This window comes from Pseudomonas sp. AIG (assembly GCF_977020205.1).
Window position 1 is genome coordinate 22,233 of sequence record NZ_CDROCK010000029.1, and the last position, 17,620, is coordinate 39,852.

The 17,620-nt window shown below is 59.4% G+C and carries 18 protein-coding genes; 16 read left to right on the forward strand and 2 right to left on the reverse strand.

Annotated features, from left to right (window positions below):
• Positions 1 to 44 precede the first annotated feature (44 nt).
• Entirely contained in the window at positions 45 to 3,260 is a 3,216-nt protein-coding gene (gene rne, locus ACWR1S_RS17330) for a ribonuclease E (protein WP_454564353.1), read from the reverse strand.
• A gap of 699 nt (positions 3,261 to 3,959) precedes the next feature.
• On the opposite strand from rne, the gene rluC reads away from it, so the two are divergent.
• From rluC to sppA, 3 genes are read left to right on the forward strand one after another with little or no spacing between them, the layout of a single operon-like run.
• The gene (gene rluC / locus ACWR1S_RS17335; protein ID WP_038364486.1) at positions 3,960 to 4,919 is read left to right on the forward strand and encodes a 23S rRNA pseudouridine(955/2504/2580) synthase RluC; all 960 of its coding nucleotides are present in this window, start codon (positions 3,960 to 3,962) and stop codon (positions 4,917 to 4,919) included.
• On the forward strand, positions 4,906 to 5,568 hold the full coding sequence (locus tag ACWR1S_RS17340; protein ID WP_454564354.1) for an HAD-IA family hydrolase: 663 nt from the start codon (positions 4,906 to 4,908) through the stop codon (positions 5,566 to 5,568). The genes rluC and ACWR1S_RS17340 overlap by 14 nt, the downstream gene beginning before the upstream one ends.
• A gap of 24 nt (positions 5,569 to 5,592) precedes the next feature.
• A complete protein-coding gene (sppA, locus tag ACWR1S_RS17345) occupies positions 5,593 to 6,582 on the forward strand; it encodes a signal peptide peptidase SppA (protein WP_454564355.1) in 990 nt (329 codons plus the stop codon).
• Between the two features lie 119 nt (positions 6,583 to 6,701).
• Here the strand turns inward: sppA and ACWR1S_RS17350 are convergent, their stop codons facing one another.
• A complete protein-coding gene (locus ACWR1S_RS17350) occupies positions 6,702 to 7,280 on the reverse strand; it encodes a Maf family protein (RefSeq protein ID WP_454564356.1) in 579 nt (192 codons plus the stop codon).
• 105 nt (positions 7,281 to 7,385) lie between these two features.
• On the opposite strand from ACWR1S_RS17350, the gene ACWR1S_RS17355 reads away from it, so the two are divergent.
• The 13 genes from ACWR1S_RS17355 to ACWR1S_RS17415 all read left to right on the forward strand — a co-directional run bounded on the left by ACWR1S_RS17355 (position 7,386) and on the right by ACWR1S_RS17415 (position 17,562).
• Positions 7,386 to 7,913, forward strand: coding sequence for a YceD family protein (locus tag ACWR1S_RS17355; RefSeq protein ID WP_007908248.1), 528 nt, complete (start codon positions 7,386 to 7,388; stop codon positions 7,911 to 7,913).
• A gap of 13 nt (positions 7,914 to 7,926) precedes the next feature.
• Positions 7,927 to 8,109: a 50S ribosomal protein L32 gene (gene rpmF, locus ACWR1S_RS17360; RefSeq protein ID WP_003179396.1), complete on the forward strand. Its 183-nt coding sequence runs from the start codon at positions 7,927 to 7,929 to the stop codon at positions 8,107 to 8,109.
• Between the two features lie 4 nt (positions 8,110 to 8,113).
• Positions 8,114 to 9,124, forward strand: coding sequence for a phosphate acyltransferase PlsX (gene plsX / locus ACWR1S_RS17365; protein WP_454564357.1), 1,011 nt, complete (start codon positions 8,114 to 8,116; stop codon positions 9,122 to 9,124).
• A 123-nt stretch (positions 9,125 to 9,247) separates the two neighbouring features.
• On the forward strand, positions 9,248 to 10,186 hold the full coding sequence (gene fabD, locus ACWR1S_RS17370) for an ACP S-malonyltransferase (RefSeq protein WP_454564358.1): 939 nt from the start codon (positions 9,248 to 9,250) through the stop codon (positions 10,184 to 10,186).
• A 16-nt stretch (positions 10,187 to 10,202) separates the two neighbouring features.
• On the forward strand, positions 10,203 to 10,946 hold the full coding sequence (gene fabG, locus ACWR1S_RS17375) for a 3-oxoacyl-ACP reductase FabG (RefSeq protein ID WP_008086267.1): 744 nt from the start codon (positions 10,203 to 10,205) through the stop codon (positions 10,944 to 10,946).
• 196 nt (positions 10,947 to 11,142) lie between these two features.
• Entirely contained in the window at positions 11,143 to 11,379 is a 237-nt protein-coding gene (gene acpP, locus ACWR1S_RS17380) for an acyl carrier protein (protein ID WP_003175607.1), read from the forward strand.
• A gap of 111 nt (positions 11,380 to 11,490) precedes the next feature.
• Complete coding sequence (fabF, locus tag ACWR1S_RS17385) at positions 11,491 to 12,735, forward strand: beta-ketoacyl-ACP synthase II (protein WP_034155353.1); 1,245 nt, start codon at positions 11,491 to 11,493, stop codon at positions 12,733 to 12,735.
• Positions 12,735 to 13,550: an aminodeoxychorismate lyase gene (pabC, locus tag ACWR1S_RS17390; RefSeq protein WP_454564359.1), complete on the forward strand. Its 816-nt coding sequence runs from the start codon at positions 12,735 to 12,737 to the stop codon at positions 13,548 to 13,550. The genes fabF and pabC overlap by 1 nt, the downstream gene beginning before the upstream one ends.
• Positions 13,551 to 13,553: 3 nt before the next feature.
• Positions 13,554 to 14,729: an endolytic transglycosylase MltG gene (gene mltG, locus ACWR1S_RS17395; RefSeq protein WP_454564360.1), complete on the forward strand. Its 1,176-nt coding sequence runs from the start codon at positions 13,554 to 13,556 to the stop codon at positions 14,727 to 14,729.
• 19 nt (positions 14,730 to 14,748) lie between these two features.
• The gene (gene tmk, locus ACWR1S_RS17400; RefSeq protein ID WP_454564361.1) at positions 14,749 to 15,381 is read left to right on the forward strand and encodes a dTMP kinase; all 633 of its coding nucleotides are present in this window, start codon (positions 14,749 to 14,751) and stop codon (positions 15,379 to 15,381) included.
• Complete coding sequence (locus ACWR1S_RS17405) at positions 15,374 to 16,357, forward strand: DNA polymerase III subunit delta' (RefSeq protein WP_454564362.1); 984 nt, start codon at positions 15,374 to 15,376, stop codon at positions 16,355 to 16,357. Before tmk ends, ACWR1S_RS17405 begins: the two co-directional genes overlap by 8 nt.
• 42 nt (positions 16,358 to 16,399) lie before the next feature.
• Positions 16,400 to 16,756 carry a PilZ domain-containing protein gene (locus ACWR1S_RS17410; protein WP_007950801.1) on the forward strand — a complete coding sequence of 119 codons (357 nt, stop codon included), beginning with the start codon at positions 16,400 to 16,402 and terminating at the stop codon, positions 16,754 to 16,756.
• A gap of 14 nt (positions 16,757 to 16,770) precedes the next feature.
• Positions 16,771 to 17,562: a TatD family hydrolase gene (locus tag ACWR1S_RS17415; RefSeq protein ID WP_064120367.1), complete on the forward strand. Its 792-nt coding sequence runs from the start codon at positions 16,771 to 16,773 to the stop codon at positions 17,560 to 17,562.
• Positions 17,563 to 17,620 lie beyond the last annotated feature (58 nt).

The following is a 17,620-nucleotide window of genomic DNA, read 5'->3' on the forward strand; positions in this document are numbered from 1 at the left end:
CCCCGCCTGAATAATCGGGCGGGGCTTTTTATTGGCTTTGGAAATTACACGAGAGGTTTAGGCTCGTGTTCTTTTTCTTCGGCCTCTTGGTGTTGCTCGACCGCGTCCTGAACGGAGCGTGGTGCTTCAGCGATCACCGCTTCGACAACCGCTTCTTCAGCGACCGGGGCAGGCGCTGCCTCGACCACTTCAGCAACAGGAGCAGCAGCGGCAGCCAGTTCGGCTTCCTTCTGCAGACGCTCTTCTTCACGCTTGCGACGACGCACTTCACGCGGGTCGTTTGGCGCGCGGCCGCTTGGCGTCAGCGCGCTGACTGGAGCCGGGGCTTCAACCACTGGCGCTTCGACAGCTGGCGCTGGTTCAGCAACGACCTCTGGCTCGGCAACTTTGGTGTCTTCAACCACAGGAGCTTCAACCGCAGGTGCTTCGAACACTGGCTTTTCAACAACCGGTGCTTCAACCACTGGCGCTGGCGTTTCAGCGACAGCCGGCTCGGCAACCCAGTTGAAGGCAGTTTGCTCTTCGCGAACTTCACGCACGGTTTCGGTCACGGTTTCAGCAACGGTTTCAACAGCCGGCTCGGCAACCACAACTGGCGCTGGCTCGACTTGAGGCAGAGTTTCCTGCACCGGTGCTACTTCGACTTCCGGAGCAGCAACCACTTCTACTGGCGTAGTTGCTTCAACAACCGGCGCTTCCACTGCAGCAGTTTCCTGCACTGCGGCGGTAGCGCGTTCAGCTTGCTCGTGCGCTTGTGCTTCCGCCGGAGCGCTGATCACGCTGCTGGCAACAGCAGCAGTCACCGCCAGGCCAGCGGCCAGATCGGTAGTGCTTGGCTCTTCAGCGTTTTCGCCAGCTTCGGATTCTTCCGAACCTTCGATCACGTTGCCGTTGGCATCACGCTGACGCTCACGACGGTTGCTGCGACGACGCTGACCGCGCGAGCGACGACGTGGACGATCGCCTTCGGCGTTCTCCGAACCGTCTTCCGGCAGTTGCTCTTCGTTAAGGTTCACTTCTTCTTCAGCAACGGCAGCAGCGGCCTGCTCGGCACGTGGCTGACGCTCTTCACGCGGCGGACGGGGTGCGCGCTCTTCACGTGGCTGACGGGCCGGACGCTCTTCAGCGGTGACGACAGCGGTGTCTGCAGCCGCCGGAACGGCGTCCAGTGGCTCACGCAGTTCACGCACACGCTCTTCACGCTCGCCACGTGGCTTGCGGTCTTCGCGCGGTGCGCGTGGTGCACGTTCTTCACGCGGAGCACGTGGTGCACGCTCTTCGCGGGCTGCCGGAGCAGCATCGGTACGGGCTTCACGAGGCTCGCGGACTTCACGGGCTTCGCGTGGCTGACGCTCTTCGCGCGGCTCACGTGGGGCGCGTTCTTCACGCGGTGCACGTTCTTCGCGTGGCTTGCGCTCTTCATCGCGGCGACCGTTACGGTTGCGGCTCTGTTGACGACCGTTGCGACGCTCTTCGTTGCGGGCCGGACGCTCGCTGGCTGGTTTTTCAACCACTACCGGAGCGGCTGGCTCTTCCTTGGTGGCGAACAGGCTGACCAGCGACTTCACCAGGCCTTTGAACAGGCTTGGCTCTGGCGCGGCAACTGGAGCCGGTGCCGGTGCGGCAGGTGCGGCCACTTCGGTCGGAACCGGAGCGTTGGCGCGGGCCGGGGCAGTCTTGACCGCAGCTTCCTGGCGAACCAGGGTGCGGGTCGCAGCGGCTGGCTGGACTTCTTCGACTTCGGCAGCGGCAGCGGCGATTTCGTAGCTGGACTGGTTGGTCGCGGCTTCCGGGCTGTCATCACGCAGACGCTGGACTTCGAAGTGCGGCGTTTCGAGGTGGTCGTTCGGCAGAATGATGATGCGAGCACGGGTGCGCAGTTCGATCTTGGTGATCGAGTTGCGTTTTTCGTTGAGCAGGAACGCGGCGACCGGGATTGGCACCTGAGCGCGCACTTCGGCAGTGCGGTCTTTCAGGGCTTCTTCTTCGATCAGGCGCAGGATCGCCAGCGACAGCGATTCAACGTCACGGATAATGCCGGTACCGTTGCAACGCGGGCAGACGATGCCGCTGCTTTCGCCCAGCGATGGACGCAGGCGCTGACGGGACATTTCCAGCAGGCCGAAGCGCGAGATGCGGCCGATCTGCACGCGAGCGCGGTCGGCTTCCAGGCATTCGCGGACTTTCTCTTCCACGGCGCGCTGGTTCTTGGCAGGGGTCATGTCGATGAAGTCGATGACGATCAGGCCGCCGATGTCGCGCAGGCGCAACTGACGGGCGATTTCTTCGGCGGCTTCAAGGTTGGTCTGCAGGGCGGTTTCTTCGATGTCGCTGCCTTTGGTGGCGCGCGCCGAGTTGATGTCGATGGACACCAGGGCTTCGGTCGGATCGATGACGATGGAGCCGCCGGAAGGCAGTTCAACGACGCGCTGGAAAGCGGTCTCGATCTGGCTTTCGATCTGGAAACGGTTGAACAGCGGCACGCTGTCTTCGTACAGCTTGATCTTGCTGGCGTACTGCGGCATCACCTGGCGGATGAAGGTCAGGGCTTCGTCCTGGGCTTCAACGCTGTCGATCAGCACTTCGCCGATGTCCTGGCGCAGGTAATCGCGGATGGCGCGGATGATCACGTTGCTTTCCTGGTAGATCAGGAATGGCGCGGAACGATCCAGCGAGGCTTCTTTGATGGCGGTCCACAGTTGCAGCAGGTAATCGAGGTCCCACTGCATTTCTTCGCTGCTGCGGCCCAGGCCGGCAGTGCGCACGATCAGACCCATGTCGGCCGGTGCAACCAGACCGTTCAGCGCCTCACGCAGTTCGTTGCGCTCTTCGCCTTCGATGCGACGGGAGATACCGCCGGCGCGCGGGTTGTTCGGCATCAGCACGAGGTAACGACCGGCCAGGCTGATGAAGGTGGTCAGGGCGGCGCCCTTGTTGCCACGTTCTTCTTTTTCGACCTGAACGATGACTTCCTGGCCTTCGCTCAGGACGTCCTTGATGTTGACGCGGCCTTCAGGGGCTTTCTTGAAGTATTCGCGGGAGATTTCTTTGAGGGGCAGGAAGCCGTGGCGCTCGGAGCCGAAATCGACAAAGGCAGCCTCAAGGCTTGGTTCGATGCGAGTGATGCGGCCTTTATAGATGTTGGCCTTCTTCTGCTCGCGTGCACCGGATTCGATGTCCAGGTCGTAGAGGCGTTGGCCATCTACCAGTGCAACACGCAACTCTTCGGGTTGAGTTGCGTTAATCAGCATTCTTTTCATGTAGTACCGTCGGTTTCCGGGCTGCCGGAAACGGCGTTCGGCACACACGACTTCTCACGGTCGGTGTCAGGTGCGTCGGGAGTGGTTGGCCATTCCCGTGTCCAGCGATATGCGGCCAATTGGGCCGATATAGCGACGTACGCGTCCTGCTTGCTGTGGCTACTTAAGCACTCAGTCAGGAGGAGGAATCAACCAGCGGCTGTGGACGAGATGAAGCGTCTTGATAAAGCCTATTGCTACACAGTCCAGCGGTTGTGCATCTCCACCCTACACGTATCCCTGATAATTCGGGTGCTGCCGCGCGCAGAATCCGCAGCGGGTTGGCATTTACCGTGAGCTCCGAAAGGGGAGGTCACGCATCATGGCTAATTCAGGCGTTGTTTCCGAAGCATTCGCTCGGGGTCATCTGCAGCTGACTGCACCTTGTGAACTGGCCTTGAATGTGTGCCTGTCAGGCGAGTAAAAACTCTGCTCGACGGTGTAATTCAGGCCTCATGTCACCTGCGCTTGTTACAACTGAAAACTCCACCGTTACGTAGCGAAAGCCCCGTAGGACGGCCTCGCGTCCTGGTGAATTGCGTTGGTCAGGGCCGGTTTTTGACCGTGGTTCCGCTGTCCAGGCCGCTTTTGGCGGCGTTCGCGACTATAGCAGCAATGATTAAGTGCTTCAATTCCATAAAAATTGTTATCATCCGCGGCATGACAACTACTGCCCCTTCGACTCCAGGCGTTCAATTGCTTGAAGTCTCGCCGGAGTATGCCGGCCAACGAATCGACAATTTCCTCCTCGCCCGGCTCAAAGGCGTGCCCAAGACCTTGATTTATCGCATTTTGCGCAAAGGCGAAGTGCGCGTGAACAAAGGTCGGATCAAGCCCGAATACAAGCTGCAGGCCGGCGATATCGTGCGCGTGCCGCCGGTTCGCGTGCCTGAACGTGACGAGCCGGTGCCACTCGCCCAAGGCCTTTTGCAGCGCCTGGAAGCTTCGATTGTCTTCGAAGACAAAGCGCTGATCGTGATCAACAAGCCCGCCGGCATTGCGGTTCACGGCGGCAGTGGCTTGAATTTCGGTGTGATCGAAGCCTTTCGTCAGTTGCGTCCCGATGCCAAAGAGCTGGAACTGGTTCACCGTCTTGACCGTGACACCTCCGGCCTGCTGATGATCGCCAAAAAGCGCAGCATGTTGCGCCACTTGCACGAGCAATTGCGCGGCGATGGTGTCGACAAGCGCTACATGGCGCTGGTGCGCGGCAATTGGGCGACCTCGATCAAGAAAGTCAGCGCGCCATTGCTCAAGAGCAATCTGCGTTCCGGCGAGCGCATGGTTGAAGTCAACGAAGAAGGCAAAGAAGCCCTGACGATGTTCAAGGTGCTGCGCCGTTTCGGTGATTTCGCCACCATGGTCGAGGCTAAACCGGTGACCGGTCGCACCCACCAGATTCGCGTGCACACTTTGCATGCTGGCCATTGCATTGCTGGCGACAGCAAGTATGGCGATGAGGATTTCACCAAGGAAATCCGCGATCTGGGCGGCAAGCGCCTGTTCCTGCACGCCTACATGCTGACCGTGCCGCTGCCCGATGGCGGCAAGCTGACCTTGCAGGCGCCGGTCGATGAAATGTGGGCCAAGACCGTGGAGCGATTGAGTGCGCCCATCTGATTACAAACTGCTGATTTTCGATTGGGACGGCACGCTGGCCGATTCCATCCATCGGATCGTCGAGGCCATGCACTCTGCATCCGGGCGTTCCGGTTTCGAGTTGCGTGATGATTTCGCTGTCAAAGGCATCATCGGCTTGGGCCTGCCCGAGGCGATTCGCACGTTGTATCCCGAGATCAGCGATGCCGAAATGACCTTGTTTCGCGAGTATTACGCCGATCACTACATTGCCGCAGAAGCCGTGCCTTCGCCGTTGTTCGAAGGCGTAGTCGAGTCCATGGCGTCGTTTCGTGAGCAGGGCTATCACCTGGCTGTCGCCACCGGCAAGAATCGTCGCGGGCTGGATCGAGTGCTCAAAGCCACTGGCTGGGAAGACTATTTCGATATCACCCGCGCTGCGGATGAAACTGCCAGCAAACCGCATCCTCTGATGCTGGAGCAGATCCTTGCTCATTGTGGTGTGCGTGCGGATCAGGCGCTGATGGTCGGCGATTCGTCCTTCGATCTGCTGATGGCGCGTAACGCGGGGATGGACTCGGTGGCGGTCAGTTACGGCGCGCAATCGATCGAATCGCTGCAGCAGTTCGAGCCGCGCCTGTCGATCGATCGTTTTTCCGAATTGCATGCCTGGCTGGAGAAGCAGGCTTAATACGTTTTTGCTGGGGTGGATGGCATGACCGACGAATGGAAAGCACCGGCCAAGGCAAGTGCCGACGACGGTGATCAGAAAAGCTGGAATCTGTTGGAAAAAACCCTGCTGGCCGGTGTGCAAGAGCAGCGGCGTTCACGGCGTTGGGGGATCTTCTTCAAACTGCTGACGTTTGTTTATCTGTTTATTGCGCTGATCCTGTTCACGCCGCTGATGGATATGGAAAAGAGCGCCACCCGTAGCGATAACTACACCGCGTTGATCGATGTCACCGGCGTGATCGCCGATAAGGAGCCGGCCAGCGCCGACAACATTGTCGGCAGTCTGCGAGCGGCGTTCGAGGACAAGAAGGTCAAGGGTGTGATTCTGCGGATCAACAGCCCGGGTGGCAGTCCGGTGCAGTCGGGTTATGTGTATGACGAGATCAAGCGTCTGCGCGGCCTGCATCCGGAGGTCAAGGTGTATGCGGTGATTTCCGATCTGGGCGCGTCCGGTGCTTATTACATCGCCAGTGCGGCGGATCAGATCTACGCCGACAAGGCGAGTCTGGTGGGCTCCATTGGTGTGACGGCGGCTGGTTATGGCTTTGTCGGCACCATGGAGAAGCTGGGTGTCGAGCGTCGTACGTACACCTCGGGCGAGCACAAGTCGTTCCTCGATCCGTTCCAGCCGCAGAAGTCTGATGAAACGGCGTTCTGGCAAACTGTGCTGGACACTACGCACAAGCAGTTCATCAACAGCGTCAAGCAGGGTCGTGGCGATCGCCTGAAAGACAAGGATCATCCGGAGCTGTTCTCCGGGCTGGTCTGGTCGGGTGAGCAGGCGCTGCCGCTGGGTCTGATCGATGGCCTGGGCAATGCCAGTTCGGTGGCGCGGGATGTGATTGGCGAGAAAGAAATGGTGGACTTCACCGTTCAGGAATCGCCGTTTGATCGCTTCTCGAAAAGGCTCGGTGCCAGCGTGGCCGAGCAGTTGGCGATGTGGATGGGTTTCCACGGGCCTTCGTTGCGTTAATTCGTTGTAAAGATCAAAAGATCGCAGACTGCGGCAGCTCCTACACGTTTCATGTCCGATCACATTTTTGTGGTGGCATGAATCCTGTAGGAGTTGTCGCAGGCTGCGATCTTTTGCTTTTAAGGAATCTGCACACCCTCAGCCAATAACATGTCGATCAACCGAATCAGCGGCAGGCCAATCAGGCTGGTCGCGTCCGGCCCTTCAGTAGACTGGAACAGGCTCACCCCCAGTCCTTCAGCCTTGAAGCTGCCAGCGCAGTCATAGGGCTGCTCAATGCGCAGATAGCGCTCAACGCGCGCCTGGTCGAGTTGGCGCATATGCACGGTAAACGGCACGCAATCGACCTGGCACTCGCCTGTCTGGCTATTGAGCAGGGCCAGTCCGGTCAGGAAGGTCACGCTGGCGCCACTGGCTGCCAGCAGTTGCTCGCGGGCCTTGTCGAAGGTGTGCGGCTTGCCGATAATCTGCTCGCCGAGCACGGCGACCTGGTCCGAACCGATAATCAGATGAGCGGGGTGGCTGTCGGCCAATGCTCGGGCTTTCTGTTCGGCGAGGCGTTTGACCAGTTCGATGGCGGACTCGCCCGGGCGATGGCTTTCATCGATGTCCGGCGAGCTGCAGACGAACGGCAGGTGCAGGCGGGCGAGCAATTCGCGACGATAGATCGAGCTTGAAGCGAGTAATAAAGGCAGCATTCACGTCTCCTGAGGCAGGTGCGGATTCTAGCGGAGGCACGCAAGTGACGGACAGGGCACAATTTCCTTTGACATGGGTGGGTGCATCCCTATAATGCTGCGCCTATGTTGAATGACCCGATTCCACCTCACGTTGACCCGCGCAAATTGGCTGACCGTGGCACCACCCTTCAAGGTGAAATGCTGCTGGCCGATTTGGAGAGACTCTGCGACCCGCTTTCCGACAATGTCGGTACGGTGCAGGCGAAATTCGTTTTTGAACGAGATGAACGTAAATCTGTGGTAATCCACAGCTTTATCGACACCGAAGTCAAAATGGTTTGCCAGCGTTGTCTTGAGCTGGTCACCCTGCCGATCCACAGCGAATGCAGTTATGCTGTGGTGAAAGAGGGTGCGAATACCCAGTCGTTGCCGAAAGGTTATGACGTGCTGGAACTGGGCGAAGATCCATTGGATCTGCAGTCACTGATCGAGGAGGAGCTTCTGCTCGCCTTGCCCATTGTGCCTGCTCATCATCCGGAAGAATGCCAGCAGCCGGCGGGTCTCGATGAGCCCGAACCGAGCGAGGACGAGTCAACGCGGTCCAACCCGTTCAGTGTATTGGCGCAGTTAAAGCGTGACCCAAACGTTTAGGAGTTAATCAATTATGGCTGTTCAGCAGAACAAAAAATCCCGCTCTGCCCGTGACATGCGCCGTTCGCACGACGCTCTCGAGGCTAGCACCCTGTCTGTAGAAAAAACCACTGGTGAAGTTCACCTGCGTCACCACGTATCGCCAGAAGGCGTATACCGTGGCCGTAAAGTGATCGACAAGGGCGCTGACGAGTAATCACTTGTCCGCTCAAGTCATCGCGATTGACGCAATGGGCGGGGACTTCGGTCCCCGCAGCATTGTTCAGGCCAGCCTTGCTTGCCTGTGTGCTACGCCCTCGTTGCACCTGACCCTCGTCGGTCAACCCTCCCTTCTTGAAGAACTGATCAACGGCCAATCGGCTGCCGATCGCGCGCGCCTGACGATTGTTGCGGCCAGCGAAGTCATCACCATGGACGAAAAGCCGACTCAGGCCTTGCGTGGCAAGCCGGACTCGTCGATGCGTGTCGCCCTTGAACTGGTGCGTGATGGCAAGGCTCAGGCCTGTGTCAGTGCCGGCAATACCGGTGCGTTGATGGCGTTGTCGCGATTTGTGCTGAAGACGTTACCGGGTATTGATCGTCCGGCGATGGTGGCGGCGATCCCGACGCAGAAGGGCTACTGCCAGTTGCTCGATCTGGGCGCCAATGTCGATTGCAGTGCCGAGCATTTGCTGCAGTTTGCGGTGATGGGTTCGGTGGCGGCGCAGACGCTGGGGATCAATCGCCCGCGCGTGGCGCTGCTGAATATCGGCACCGAAGACATCAAGGGCAATCAGCAGGTCAAGCTCGCGGCGACACTGTTGCAGGCTGCTCGCGGCATCAACTATATCGGCTTCATTGAGGGCGACGGGTTGTATCGCGGTGAAGCAGATGTGGTCGTTTGCGACGGGTTTGTCGGCAATATCCTGCTCAAGTCCAGCGAAGGTCTGGCGACGATGATCGCGGCGCGTATCGAGGCACTGTTCAAAAAGAATTTCGCTTCGCGTGCTGTCGGTGCATTGGCCCTGCCATTGATGAAGCGCTTGCAGGCGGATCTGGCGCCGGCGCGACATAACGGCGCAAGCTTTCTCGGCTTGCAAGGTATCGTCGTGAAAAGTCACGGCTCTGCCGGGGTTCAGGGCTTTCAGAGTGCGATTCAGCGTGCGCTGATCGAGATCCAGGAGAATCTTCCTGAACGCCTCCACGGTCGTCTGGAGGATCTGTTGTCTTAGGCGTTTTCGTCGGACAATGCTTAAATGTGACCGCCCGGTTCAAAGGGCCATCCAACTGTCAGTTTCTTGCGTCCCTCAGTGGGGCGTCATTTTTCGACGACAAGATCATTAGGGGCTTGTTACATGTCTGCTTCCCTCGCATTCGTCTTTCCAGGACAGGGTTCGCAGTCCCTCGGCATGCTGGCCGAGCTGGGCGCGGAATATCCGCTGATCCTCGAAACTTTCAAAGAAGCCTCTGAGGCTCTGGGCTATGACCTGTGGGCGCTGACCCAGCAGGGGCCGGAAGAGCTGCTCAACCAGACCGATAAAACCCAACCGGCCATTCTGACCGCTTCGATCGCCCTGTGGCGTCTGTGGCTGGCGGAAGGCGGTGCGCGTCCGGCCTTTGTTGCCGGTCACAGCCTGGGTGAATACAGCGCGCTGGTCGCTGCTGGCAGCCTGACATTGGCTGACGCGGTGAAGCTCGTTGAGCGCCGTGGTCAACTGATGCAGGAAGCGGTTCCGGCCGGGCAGGGCGGCATGGCTGCCATTCTCGGTCTGGAAGACGCTGATGTGCTGGCTGCTTGCGCCGAAGCTGCGCAGGGTGAAGTGGTCAGTGCCGTTAACTTCAACTCCCCGGGCCAGGTGGTGATTGCTGGTGCCAAGGCTGCTGTCGAGCGTGCCATCGAAGGCTGCAAGGCGCGTGGCGCCAAGCGTGCCATGCCGCTGCCGGTGAGCGTGCCGTCACACTGTGAGCTGATGCGTCCGGCCGCCGAGCGCTTTGCCGAATCCATCGCCGCCATCGACTGGCAGGCGCCGCAGATCCCGGTGGTACAGAACGTCAGCGCGCAAGTGCCGGCCGATCTGGAAACCCTCAAGCGTGATCTGCTCGAACAACTCTACAAGCCAGTGCGCTGGGTCGAGTCGATACAGACTCTCGCTGCTAAAGGCGCGACCAATCTGGTCGAATGCGGCCCAGGCAAAGTCCTGGCCGGCCTGAACAAGCGTTGCGCCGAAGGCGTGGCGACTTCCAACCTCAATACCCCAGACGCTTTCGCTGCCGCTCGTGCAGCGCAAGCCTGAATCAGGAGAAACTTGCATGAGTCTGCAAGGTAAAGTTGCACTGGTCACCGGTGCAAGCCGCGGCATTGGTCAGGCTATCGCGCTGGAGCTGGGTCGTCAGGGCGCCATTGTTGTTGGCACCGCGACCTCCGCTTCGGGTGCTGAGCGCATTGCTGCGACCCTGAAGGAAAACGGTATTCAGGGCACTGGCCTTGAGCTGAACGTGACCAGCGATGAATCGGTCAGCGCAGTGTTGGCCAGCATTCAGGAGCAGTTTGGTGCGCCGGTGGCGATCCTGGTGAATAATGCCGGTATCACCCGCGATAACCTGATGATGCGCATGAAAGACGATGAGTGGTACGACGTGATCGATACCAATCTGAACAGTCTATTCCGCCTGTCCAAGGGCGTTTTGCGCGGCATGACCAAGGCGCGTTGGGGTCGAATTATCAGTATTGGCTCGGTAGTGGGTGCCATGGGCAACGCTGGCCAAGTAAACTATGCAGCCGCCAAGGCCGGTCTGGAAGGTTTCAGCCGTGCAATGGCGCGTGAAGTCGGTTCGCGTTCGATTACGGTCAACTCGGTAACCCCAGGGTTTATCGACACCGATATGACGCGCGAGCTGCCTGAAGCACAGCGTGAAGCCTTGCAGACGCAGATTCCGCTGGGTCGTCTGGGACAAGCTCAAGAGATCGCGTCTGTGGTCGCTTTTCTTGCATCCGACGGTGCGGCATACGTCACTGGGGCTACAATCCCGGTGAACGGTGGGATGTACATGTAAGTAAAATGTGACGGATTGCTTCAAAAAAATGTCATACGAGCTGTCTAAAATCCGTTATAAAGCTGCAATCTATTTATAGGCAGAGGGCTGCAGGGTTTGAGGAGTGAAGCTTTCAGTTGAAAAACTGAAAAGTCTTTCTATACACTTACCCACTGGCCAGCTGCCTGAATTTGTCCATTAGGAGTGAAAACAAGGTATGAGCACCATCGAAGAGCGCGTCAAGAAAATCGTTGCCGAGCAACTGGGTGTTAAAGAAGAAGAAGTGGTCAACACCGCTTCCTTCGTAGAAGACCTGGGTGCCGACTCCCTTGACACCGTTGAGCTGGTGATGGCTCTGGAAGAGGAATTCGAGACCGAAATCCCTGACGAAGAAGCTGAGAAGATCACTACTGTACAAGCTGCAATCGACTACGTTACTAGCCACCAGGCGTAATAGTTTGTAATCGTTGTTTGCTGTCATGGAAAAACCGCACTGCCATCATGGCGTGCGGTTTTTTCTTTAGGCCTGATGCAAAGTCGTCGTCATTTGAAAAAGGAGAGTGCTGTGTCGCGTAGACGCGTCGTAGTCACCGGTATGGGTATGTTGTCGCCACTGGGCACGGATGTGCCGAGCAGTTGGCAGGGCATTCTGGCTGGCCGCAGTGGCATTGGTCTGATCGAACACACCGACCTTTCTGCCTATTCCACCCGCTTTGGCGGCTCGGTAAAGGGCTTCAATGTCGAGGAATACCTGTCGGTCAAGGAAGCGCGCAAGCTCGACTTGTTCATTCAGTACGGTCTCGCTGCGGGCTTTCAAGCCGTACGCAATGCCGGGCTTGAAGTCACCGACGCCAACCGTGAGCGCATTGGCGTGGCCATGGGTTCGGGCATTGGCGGTCTGACCAACATCGAAGAAACCAGCCGCACCCTGCACGAGACGGGCCCGCGTCGAATCTCGCCATTCTTCGTGCCTGGCTCGATCATCAATATGATTTCCGGTTTCCTGTCCATCCACTTGGGTGCACAGGGGCCTAACTACGCCATCGCCACCGCGTGTACCACCGGTACGCACTGCATTGGCATGGCGGCACGCAACATCATGTACGACGAAGCCGACGTGATGATTGCCGGCGGTGCCGAAATGGCCGCCTGCGGCCTCGGCATGGGCGGCTTCGGCGCGTCCCGTGCGCTGTCGACCCGTAACGACGAGCCGACCCGTGCCAGCCGTCCATGGGACAAGGGTCGTGACGGTTTCGTCCTGTCCGACGGTGCCGGCGCCCTGGTTCTCGAAGAGCTGGAGCACGCCAAGGCGCGCGGCGCGACCATCTATGCTGAACTCATCGGCTTTGGCACCAGTGGCGACGCGTTCCACATGACCTCGCCACCTGCCGACGGCGCCGGTGCAGCACGCTGCATCACCAACGCGCTGCGCGATGCGAAGATCAACGCCGATCAAGTGCAATACATCAATGCTCACGGTACTTCGACTTCGGCCGGCGACCTCGCCGAAGCCAATGCGATCAAGACCGTGTTCGGTGATCACGCCTACAAACTGGCAGTGAGCTCGACCAAATCGATGACCGGTCACCTGTTGGGTGCGGCGGGCGCGGTTGAAGCGATCTTCAGCGTGCTGGCGATAAACAGCCAGGTAGCGCCGCCGACCATCAACCTCGATGAGCCGGACGAAGGCTGCGACCTCGATTTCGTGGCGCACACCGCGCGCAACATGGACATCGATGTCGTGCTGTCCAACTCCTTCGGTTTTGGCGGCACCAACGGCACCTTGGCGTTCCGCCGGTTTGCAGGCTGATGGACTGCTGGGTCGACGGTCAACCGGCTGACGCTCTGTCGCTGAAAGATCGCGGCCTGGCTTACGGCGATGGTCTGTTCGAGACCATCGCCGTGCGTAGCGGCCAGCCGATCCTGCTGGATCGACACCTGACGCGCCTGGCCGATGGCTGTTCGCGTCTGGCCATCGCCGCCGATATCGAGCTGATTCGCCACGAGCTGCTGAGCTACGCCGCCACGATGGGCGAAGGTGTACTCAAGCTCATCCTTACCCGTGGCGACGGTTTGCGCGGTTATGCCCCCGATCCGGCGGCACCGGGCCGCCGCATTCTGCAAGGCAATCCTCCTGCGGCCTATCCTTCGGTTCATGCCGAGCACGGCGTTCGCCTGTTTCCGTGCAACACGCGACTGGCCAAACAGCCGCTACTCGCCGGACTCAAACACCTCAATCGCCTTGAACAGGTTCTCGCCCGTGCCGAATGGCAGGACAGCGAACACGCCGAAGGCTTGATGCTCGATCAGGTCGGTCGTGTCATTGAAGGGGTGTTCAGCAATCTGTTCATCGTGCGCGACGGAGTGTTGATAACACCTGACCTGAAACGCTGCGGCGTCGCCGGTGTGATGCGCGCCGAAATATTGTTTCAGGCCGAGTCGTTGGCCATCCCCACGCAAATCGCCGACATCAGCCTCGATCAGCTGCAATGGGCTGATGAAGTGTTTGTCTGCAACAGCGTGTATGGCGTCTGGCCGGTACGCGCCTGTGCTGCACTGAGCTGGCCGGTTGGCCCGCTCACCCGTAAACTGCAAACCATTGCCCGCGCCCTACTGGATGCCTGATTAGTGAGACGTAAACTTTTGCTGCTGCTGGAAACCGGACTGGTTCTGGCAGGGCTGTTGATGGGCGCCAGCGCCTGGAAGATTCACAGCGCACTGGAACAGCCTCTGAACATCACGCAGGAAGAACTGCTGGATGTGCCGAAAGGCTCCACTCCGACCCGTACGTTCCTTTCCCTCGAAACCGATGGCGTCATCAAGGACGCGTTCTGGCTACGGGTCTATTGGCGCTTCAACCTCGCCGGTACACCGATCCACAGCGGCGAATACCGCATGCAGCCGGGCATGACCGTCAATGGTCTGATCGACTTGTGGAAGCGTGGCGAAGTGGTGCAGTACAGCCTGACGCTGGTCGAGGGCTGGAATTTCCATCAAGTGCGCGCCGCGTTGGCCAAGGATGACAAGGTCGAGCAGACCCTCAACGGTTTGAGTGACAGCGATGTCATGGCCAAAATCGGCCATAAAGGTCTGTTTCCGGAAGGCCGTTTCTTCCCTGATACCTACCGTTTCGTGCGCGGTATGTCCGATGTCGAGCTGCTGAAGAAGTCTTTCGATCGTCTCGATGAAGTTTTGGCGAAAGAGTGGGAGAGTCGTTCTGCCGATGTGCCATATACCGAGCCGTATCAAGCGCTGATCATGGCATCGTTGGTCGAAAAGGAAACCGGCGTGCCGCAGGAGCGCGGGCAGATTGCTGGCGTCTTTGTACGTCGCATGGCCTTGGGCATGCAGTTGCAGACCGATCCGACCGTCATCTATGGGCTGGGCGATCGCTACACCGGCAAACTGACCCGCGCGCATCTGAAAGAGCCGACGGCGTATAACACTTATGTGATCCCCGGCTTGCCGCCGACGCCGATCGCGATGGTCGGGCGTGAAGCGATTCACGCAGCGCTGAATCCGGTGGACGGCACCAGCCTGTACTTCGTTGCGCGTGGCGACGGCAGCCATGTGTTTTCTGATGATCTCGATGCGCATAACAATGCGGTCCGTGAGTATCAGCTCAAGCGCCGCGCGGATTACCGGTCCAGCCCTGCGCCGGCGGTAACGCCTGAAGCGGCTCCCGCTGCTGAGGAGGCGATTCCCGCAGCATCTCCGGATACAGCCCCGGAATCGTTGCCGCAAGTTACGCCTCAGGAGCCTGCGCTGGCTCCAGAAGCCGCCGCCCCACAAAACACGCAATGACGTTGATTAAGGACTGCCTGTGACTGGCTTGTTTATTACCCTTGAAGGCCCGGAAGGCGCCGGCAAAAGCACCAACCGCGAATACCTCGCCGAGCGCCTGCGCGCCGCCGGTGTCGAAGTGGTGCTGACCCGTGAGCCGGGTGGCACGCCGCTGGCCGAACGGATCCGCGAAGTGCTGCTGGCGCCGGCCGACGAAGTCATGAATCCGGATGCCGAACTGTTGCTGGTATTCGCCGCACGTGCCCAGCATCTGGCCGAAGTGATTCGCCCGGCCATGGCCCGTGGCGCGGTGGTCCTGTGCGATCGCTTCACCGACTCCACTTACGCCTATCAGGGCGGCGGTCGCGGCTTGTCGCTGGAGCGCATCGCCGCGTTGGAAACTTTTGTACAGGGCGATTTGCGTCCGGACTTGACCCTGATTTTCGATCTGCCGGTGGAGATCGGTCTGGCCCGCGCCAGTGCCCGTGGTCGTCTGGATCGTTTTGAACTGGAAGGCCGGGCGTTTTTCGAGGCCGTGCGAAGTGCATTCCTCAAGCGAGCTGAGGCCGATCCTGCGCGCTATGTACGGATCGATGCCGGCCAGCCATTGGTCAAGGTTCAACAATCGCTGGATACCCTGATTCCGAACTTGCTGGAGCTGGCCCGTGGCTGAGGCCTACCCGTGGCAAGACAGCCTCTGGCAGCAACTGGCCGGGCGTAAGCAGCACGCGCACGCCTATCTGCTGCATGGGCCGGCCGGTATTGGCAAGCGCGCGTTGGCCGAGCGCTTGATGGCCAGCCTCTTGTGTCAGCGGCCGACGCCAGAAGCCTGCGGCGAGTGCAAATCCTGCCTGCTGCTCAAGGCTGGCAGTCATCCGGATAATTACGTCCTCGAGCCGGAAGAAGCCGACAAGGCGATCAAGGTCGATCAGGTGCGCGATCTGGTCAGCTTCGTGGTGCAGACCGCGCAACTCGGCGGGCGCAAAGTGGTGCTGATCGAGCCGGTTGAATCGATGAACATCAACGCCGCCAACGCCTTGCTGAAAAGTCTTGAAGAGCCGTCTGGCGATACGGTTTTGTTGTTGGTCAGCCATCAGACCAGTCGTTTGCTGCCGACGATCAAGAGCCGCTGCGTGCAGCAGGCCTGTCCGTTGCCGGGCGAGGCAATGAGCCTGCAATGGTTGGCCCAGGCGCTACCGGATTGCACCGAAGACGAACGTGTCGAATTGCTGACACTGGCCGCCGGTTCGCCGTTGATGGCGGTCAGCCTGCAATCCCAAGGCGTGCGTGAACAGCGCGCGCAAGTGGTCGAAGGCGTGAAGAGGTTGCTCAAGCAGCAGCAATCGCCGACGCAACTGGCGGAAGAATGGAAAAGCATTCCGATGCTGCGTCTGTTCGACTGGTTCTGCGATTGGTCGAGCCTGATCCTGCGGTATCAATTGACCCAGGATGAAGCGGGTCTCGGTCTGACCGACATGCGTAAAGTCGTGCAGTACTTGGCGCAGAAAAGTGCGCAGGGCAAAGTGCTGGAGATTCAGGACTGGATTCTCGCCCAGCGCCAGAAAGTCATGAGCAAGGCCAACCTCAACCCGGCCTTGCTGCTGGAAGCGTTGTTGGTGCAATGGGCGGGATTGCCTGGTCAAAGATAAGAATGTGTACCTAGACTCTGAACATCAGCAGTGGAGGTCAACATGAATGAACCCGTCAGCCCGGGGCCGCGCAACGGCATTTTGTCCCTGACCATCAAGGACAAGTCGGTGCTCTATGCGGCTTACATGCCGTTCATCAAGAACGGTGGTCTGTTCATCCCGACCAACAAGAGCTACAAGTTGGGCGACGAGGTGTTCATGCTGCTCAACCTGATGGACGAGGCAGAGAAGATTCCGGTGGCCGGCAAGGTCGCCTGGATCACGCCCAAAGGGGCGCAGGGCAATCGTGCCGCCGGTGTCGGCGTGCAGTTCAACGATGGCGACAACACCGCGCGCAGTCGCATCGAAACCCATCTGGCCGGAGCCCTGAAATCCGACCGTCCCACTCATACGATGTAAGTAGCCGTATTTTTATGCTCGTAGATTCCCATTGTCACCTTGATCGCCTCGACCTCGCCGCCCATGACGGCTCGCTGGATGCTGCACTCGATGCGGCCCGGCAGCGCGGAGTAGGGCACTTCCTGTGCATCGGCGTGAGTGCCGACAACGCCGCCGACGTCAAAGCCCTGGCTGAGCGTTATGACGACGTTGATTGTTCGGTCGGCGTGCATCCGCTGGATGTGCAACCGGGCGCGGCGCCTGCGCTGGACTGGCTGCTGCACGAACTCAATCACCCGAAAGTGGTGGCGATCGGTGAGACCGGCCTCGACTATCACTACGAACCGGAAGCCGCTGAGCTGCAGCAGGCGTCGTTTCGTCTGCACCTGCAAGCGGCGCAGCAGACTGGCAAACCGGTGATCATCCACACCCGTGGCGCCCGCGCCGACACTCTTGAGCTGCTGCGTGAAGCAGCCTTGCCGCAGGCCGGTGTGCTGCATTGCTTCACTGAAGACTGGGACATGGCCAAAGCCGCTTTGGACATGGGCTATTACATTTCCCTCTCGGGCATCGTCACGTTCCGCAATGCCGATGCGTTGCGCGATGTCGCGAGCAAGGTTCCGGCGGATCGCTTGCTGGTGGAAACCGATTCACCGTATCTGGCGCCGATCCCTTATCGCGGCAAGCCCAACCTGCCGCAGTATGTACGCGAAGTGGCGGAATTCCTGGCGATGTTGCGCGGTGAAAACTACGAGCGTTTTGCCGAGCAGACCACCGAGAACTTCAAGCGTCTGTTCCCGCTGGCCAGTGTTAAATCTGCCCTGTAGGCCTTAGCCAAATCGCAGGCAAAAAAAACCCGGGTTCTGGGGGGTGAATCCGGGTTAA

What these genes read in the sequence shown, in the direction of transcription:
- rne (WP_454564353.1), bottom strand. Translation starts at nt 3,260, where the DNA reads ATGAAAAGAATGCTGATTAACGCAACTCAACCCGAAGAGTTGCGTGTT.
- rluC (WP_038364486.1), top strand. Translation starts at nt 3,960, where the DNA reads ATGACAACTACTGCCCCTTCGACTCCAGGCGTTCAATTGCTTGAAGTC.
- sppA (WP_454564355.1), top strand. Translation starts at nt 5,593, where the DNA reads ATGACCGACGAATGGAAAGCACCGGCCAAGGCAAGTGCCGACGACGGT.
- ACWR1S_RS17350 (WP_454564356.1), bottom strand. Translation starts at nt 7,280, where the DNA reads ATGCTGCCTTTATTACTCGCTTCAAGCTCGATCTATCGTCGCGAATTG.
- ACWR1S_RS17355 (WP_007908248.1), top strand. Translation starts at nt 7,386, where the DNA reads ATGTTGAATGACCCGATTCCACCTCACGTTGACCCGCGCAAATTGGCT.
- rpmF (WP_003179396.1), top strand. Translation starts at nt 7,927, where the DNA reads ATGGCTGTTCAGCAGAACAAAAAATCCCGCTCTGCCCGTGACATGCGC.
- fabD (WP_454564358.1), top strand. Translation starts at nt 9,248, where the DNA reads ATGTCTGCTTCCCTCGCATTCGTCTTTCCAGGACAGGGTTCGCAGTCC.
- fabG (WP_008086267.1), top strand. Translation starts at nt 10,203, where the DNA reads ATGAGTCTGCAAGGTAAAGTTGCACTGGTCACCGGTGCAAGCCGCGGC.
- acpP (WP_003175607.1), top strand. Translation starts at nt 11,143, where the DNA reads ATGAGCACCATCGAAGAGCGCGTCAAGAAAATCGTTGCCGAGCAACTG.
- pabC (WP_454564359.1), top strand. Translation starts at nt 12,735, where the DNA reads ATGGACTGCTGGGTCGACGGTCAACCGGCTGACGCTCTGTCGCTGAAA.
- ACWR1S_RS17410 (WP_007950801.1), top strand. Translation starts at nt 16,400, where the DNA reads ATGAATGAACCCGTCAGCCCGGGGCCGCGCAACGGCATTTTGTCCCTG.
- ACWR1S_RS17415 (WP_064120367.1), top strand. Translation starts at nt 16,771, where the DNA reads ATGCTCGTAGATTCCCATTGTCACCTTGATCGCCTCGACCTCGCCGCC.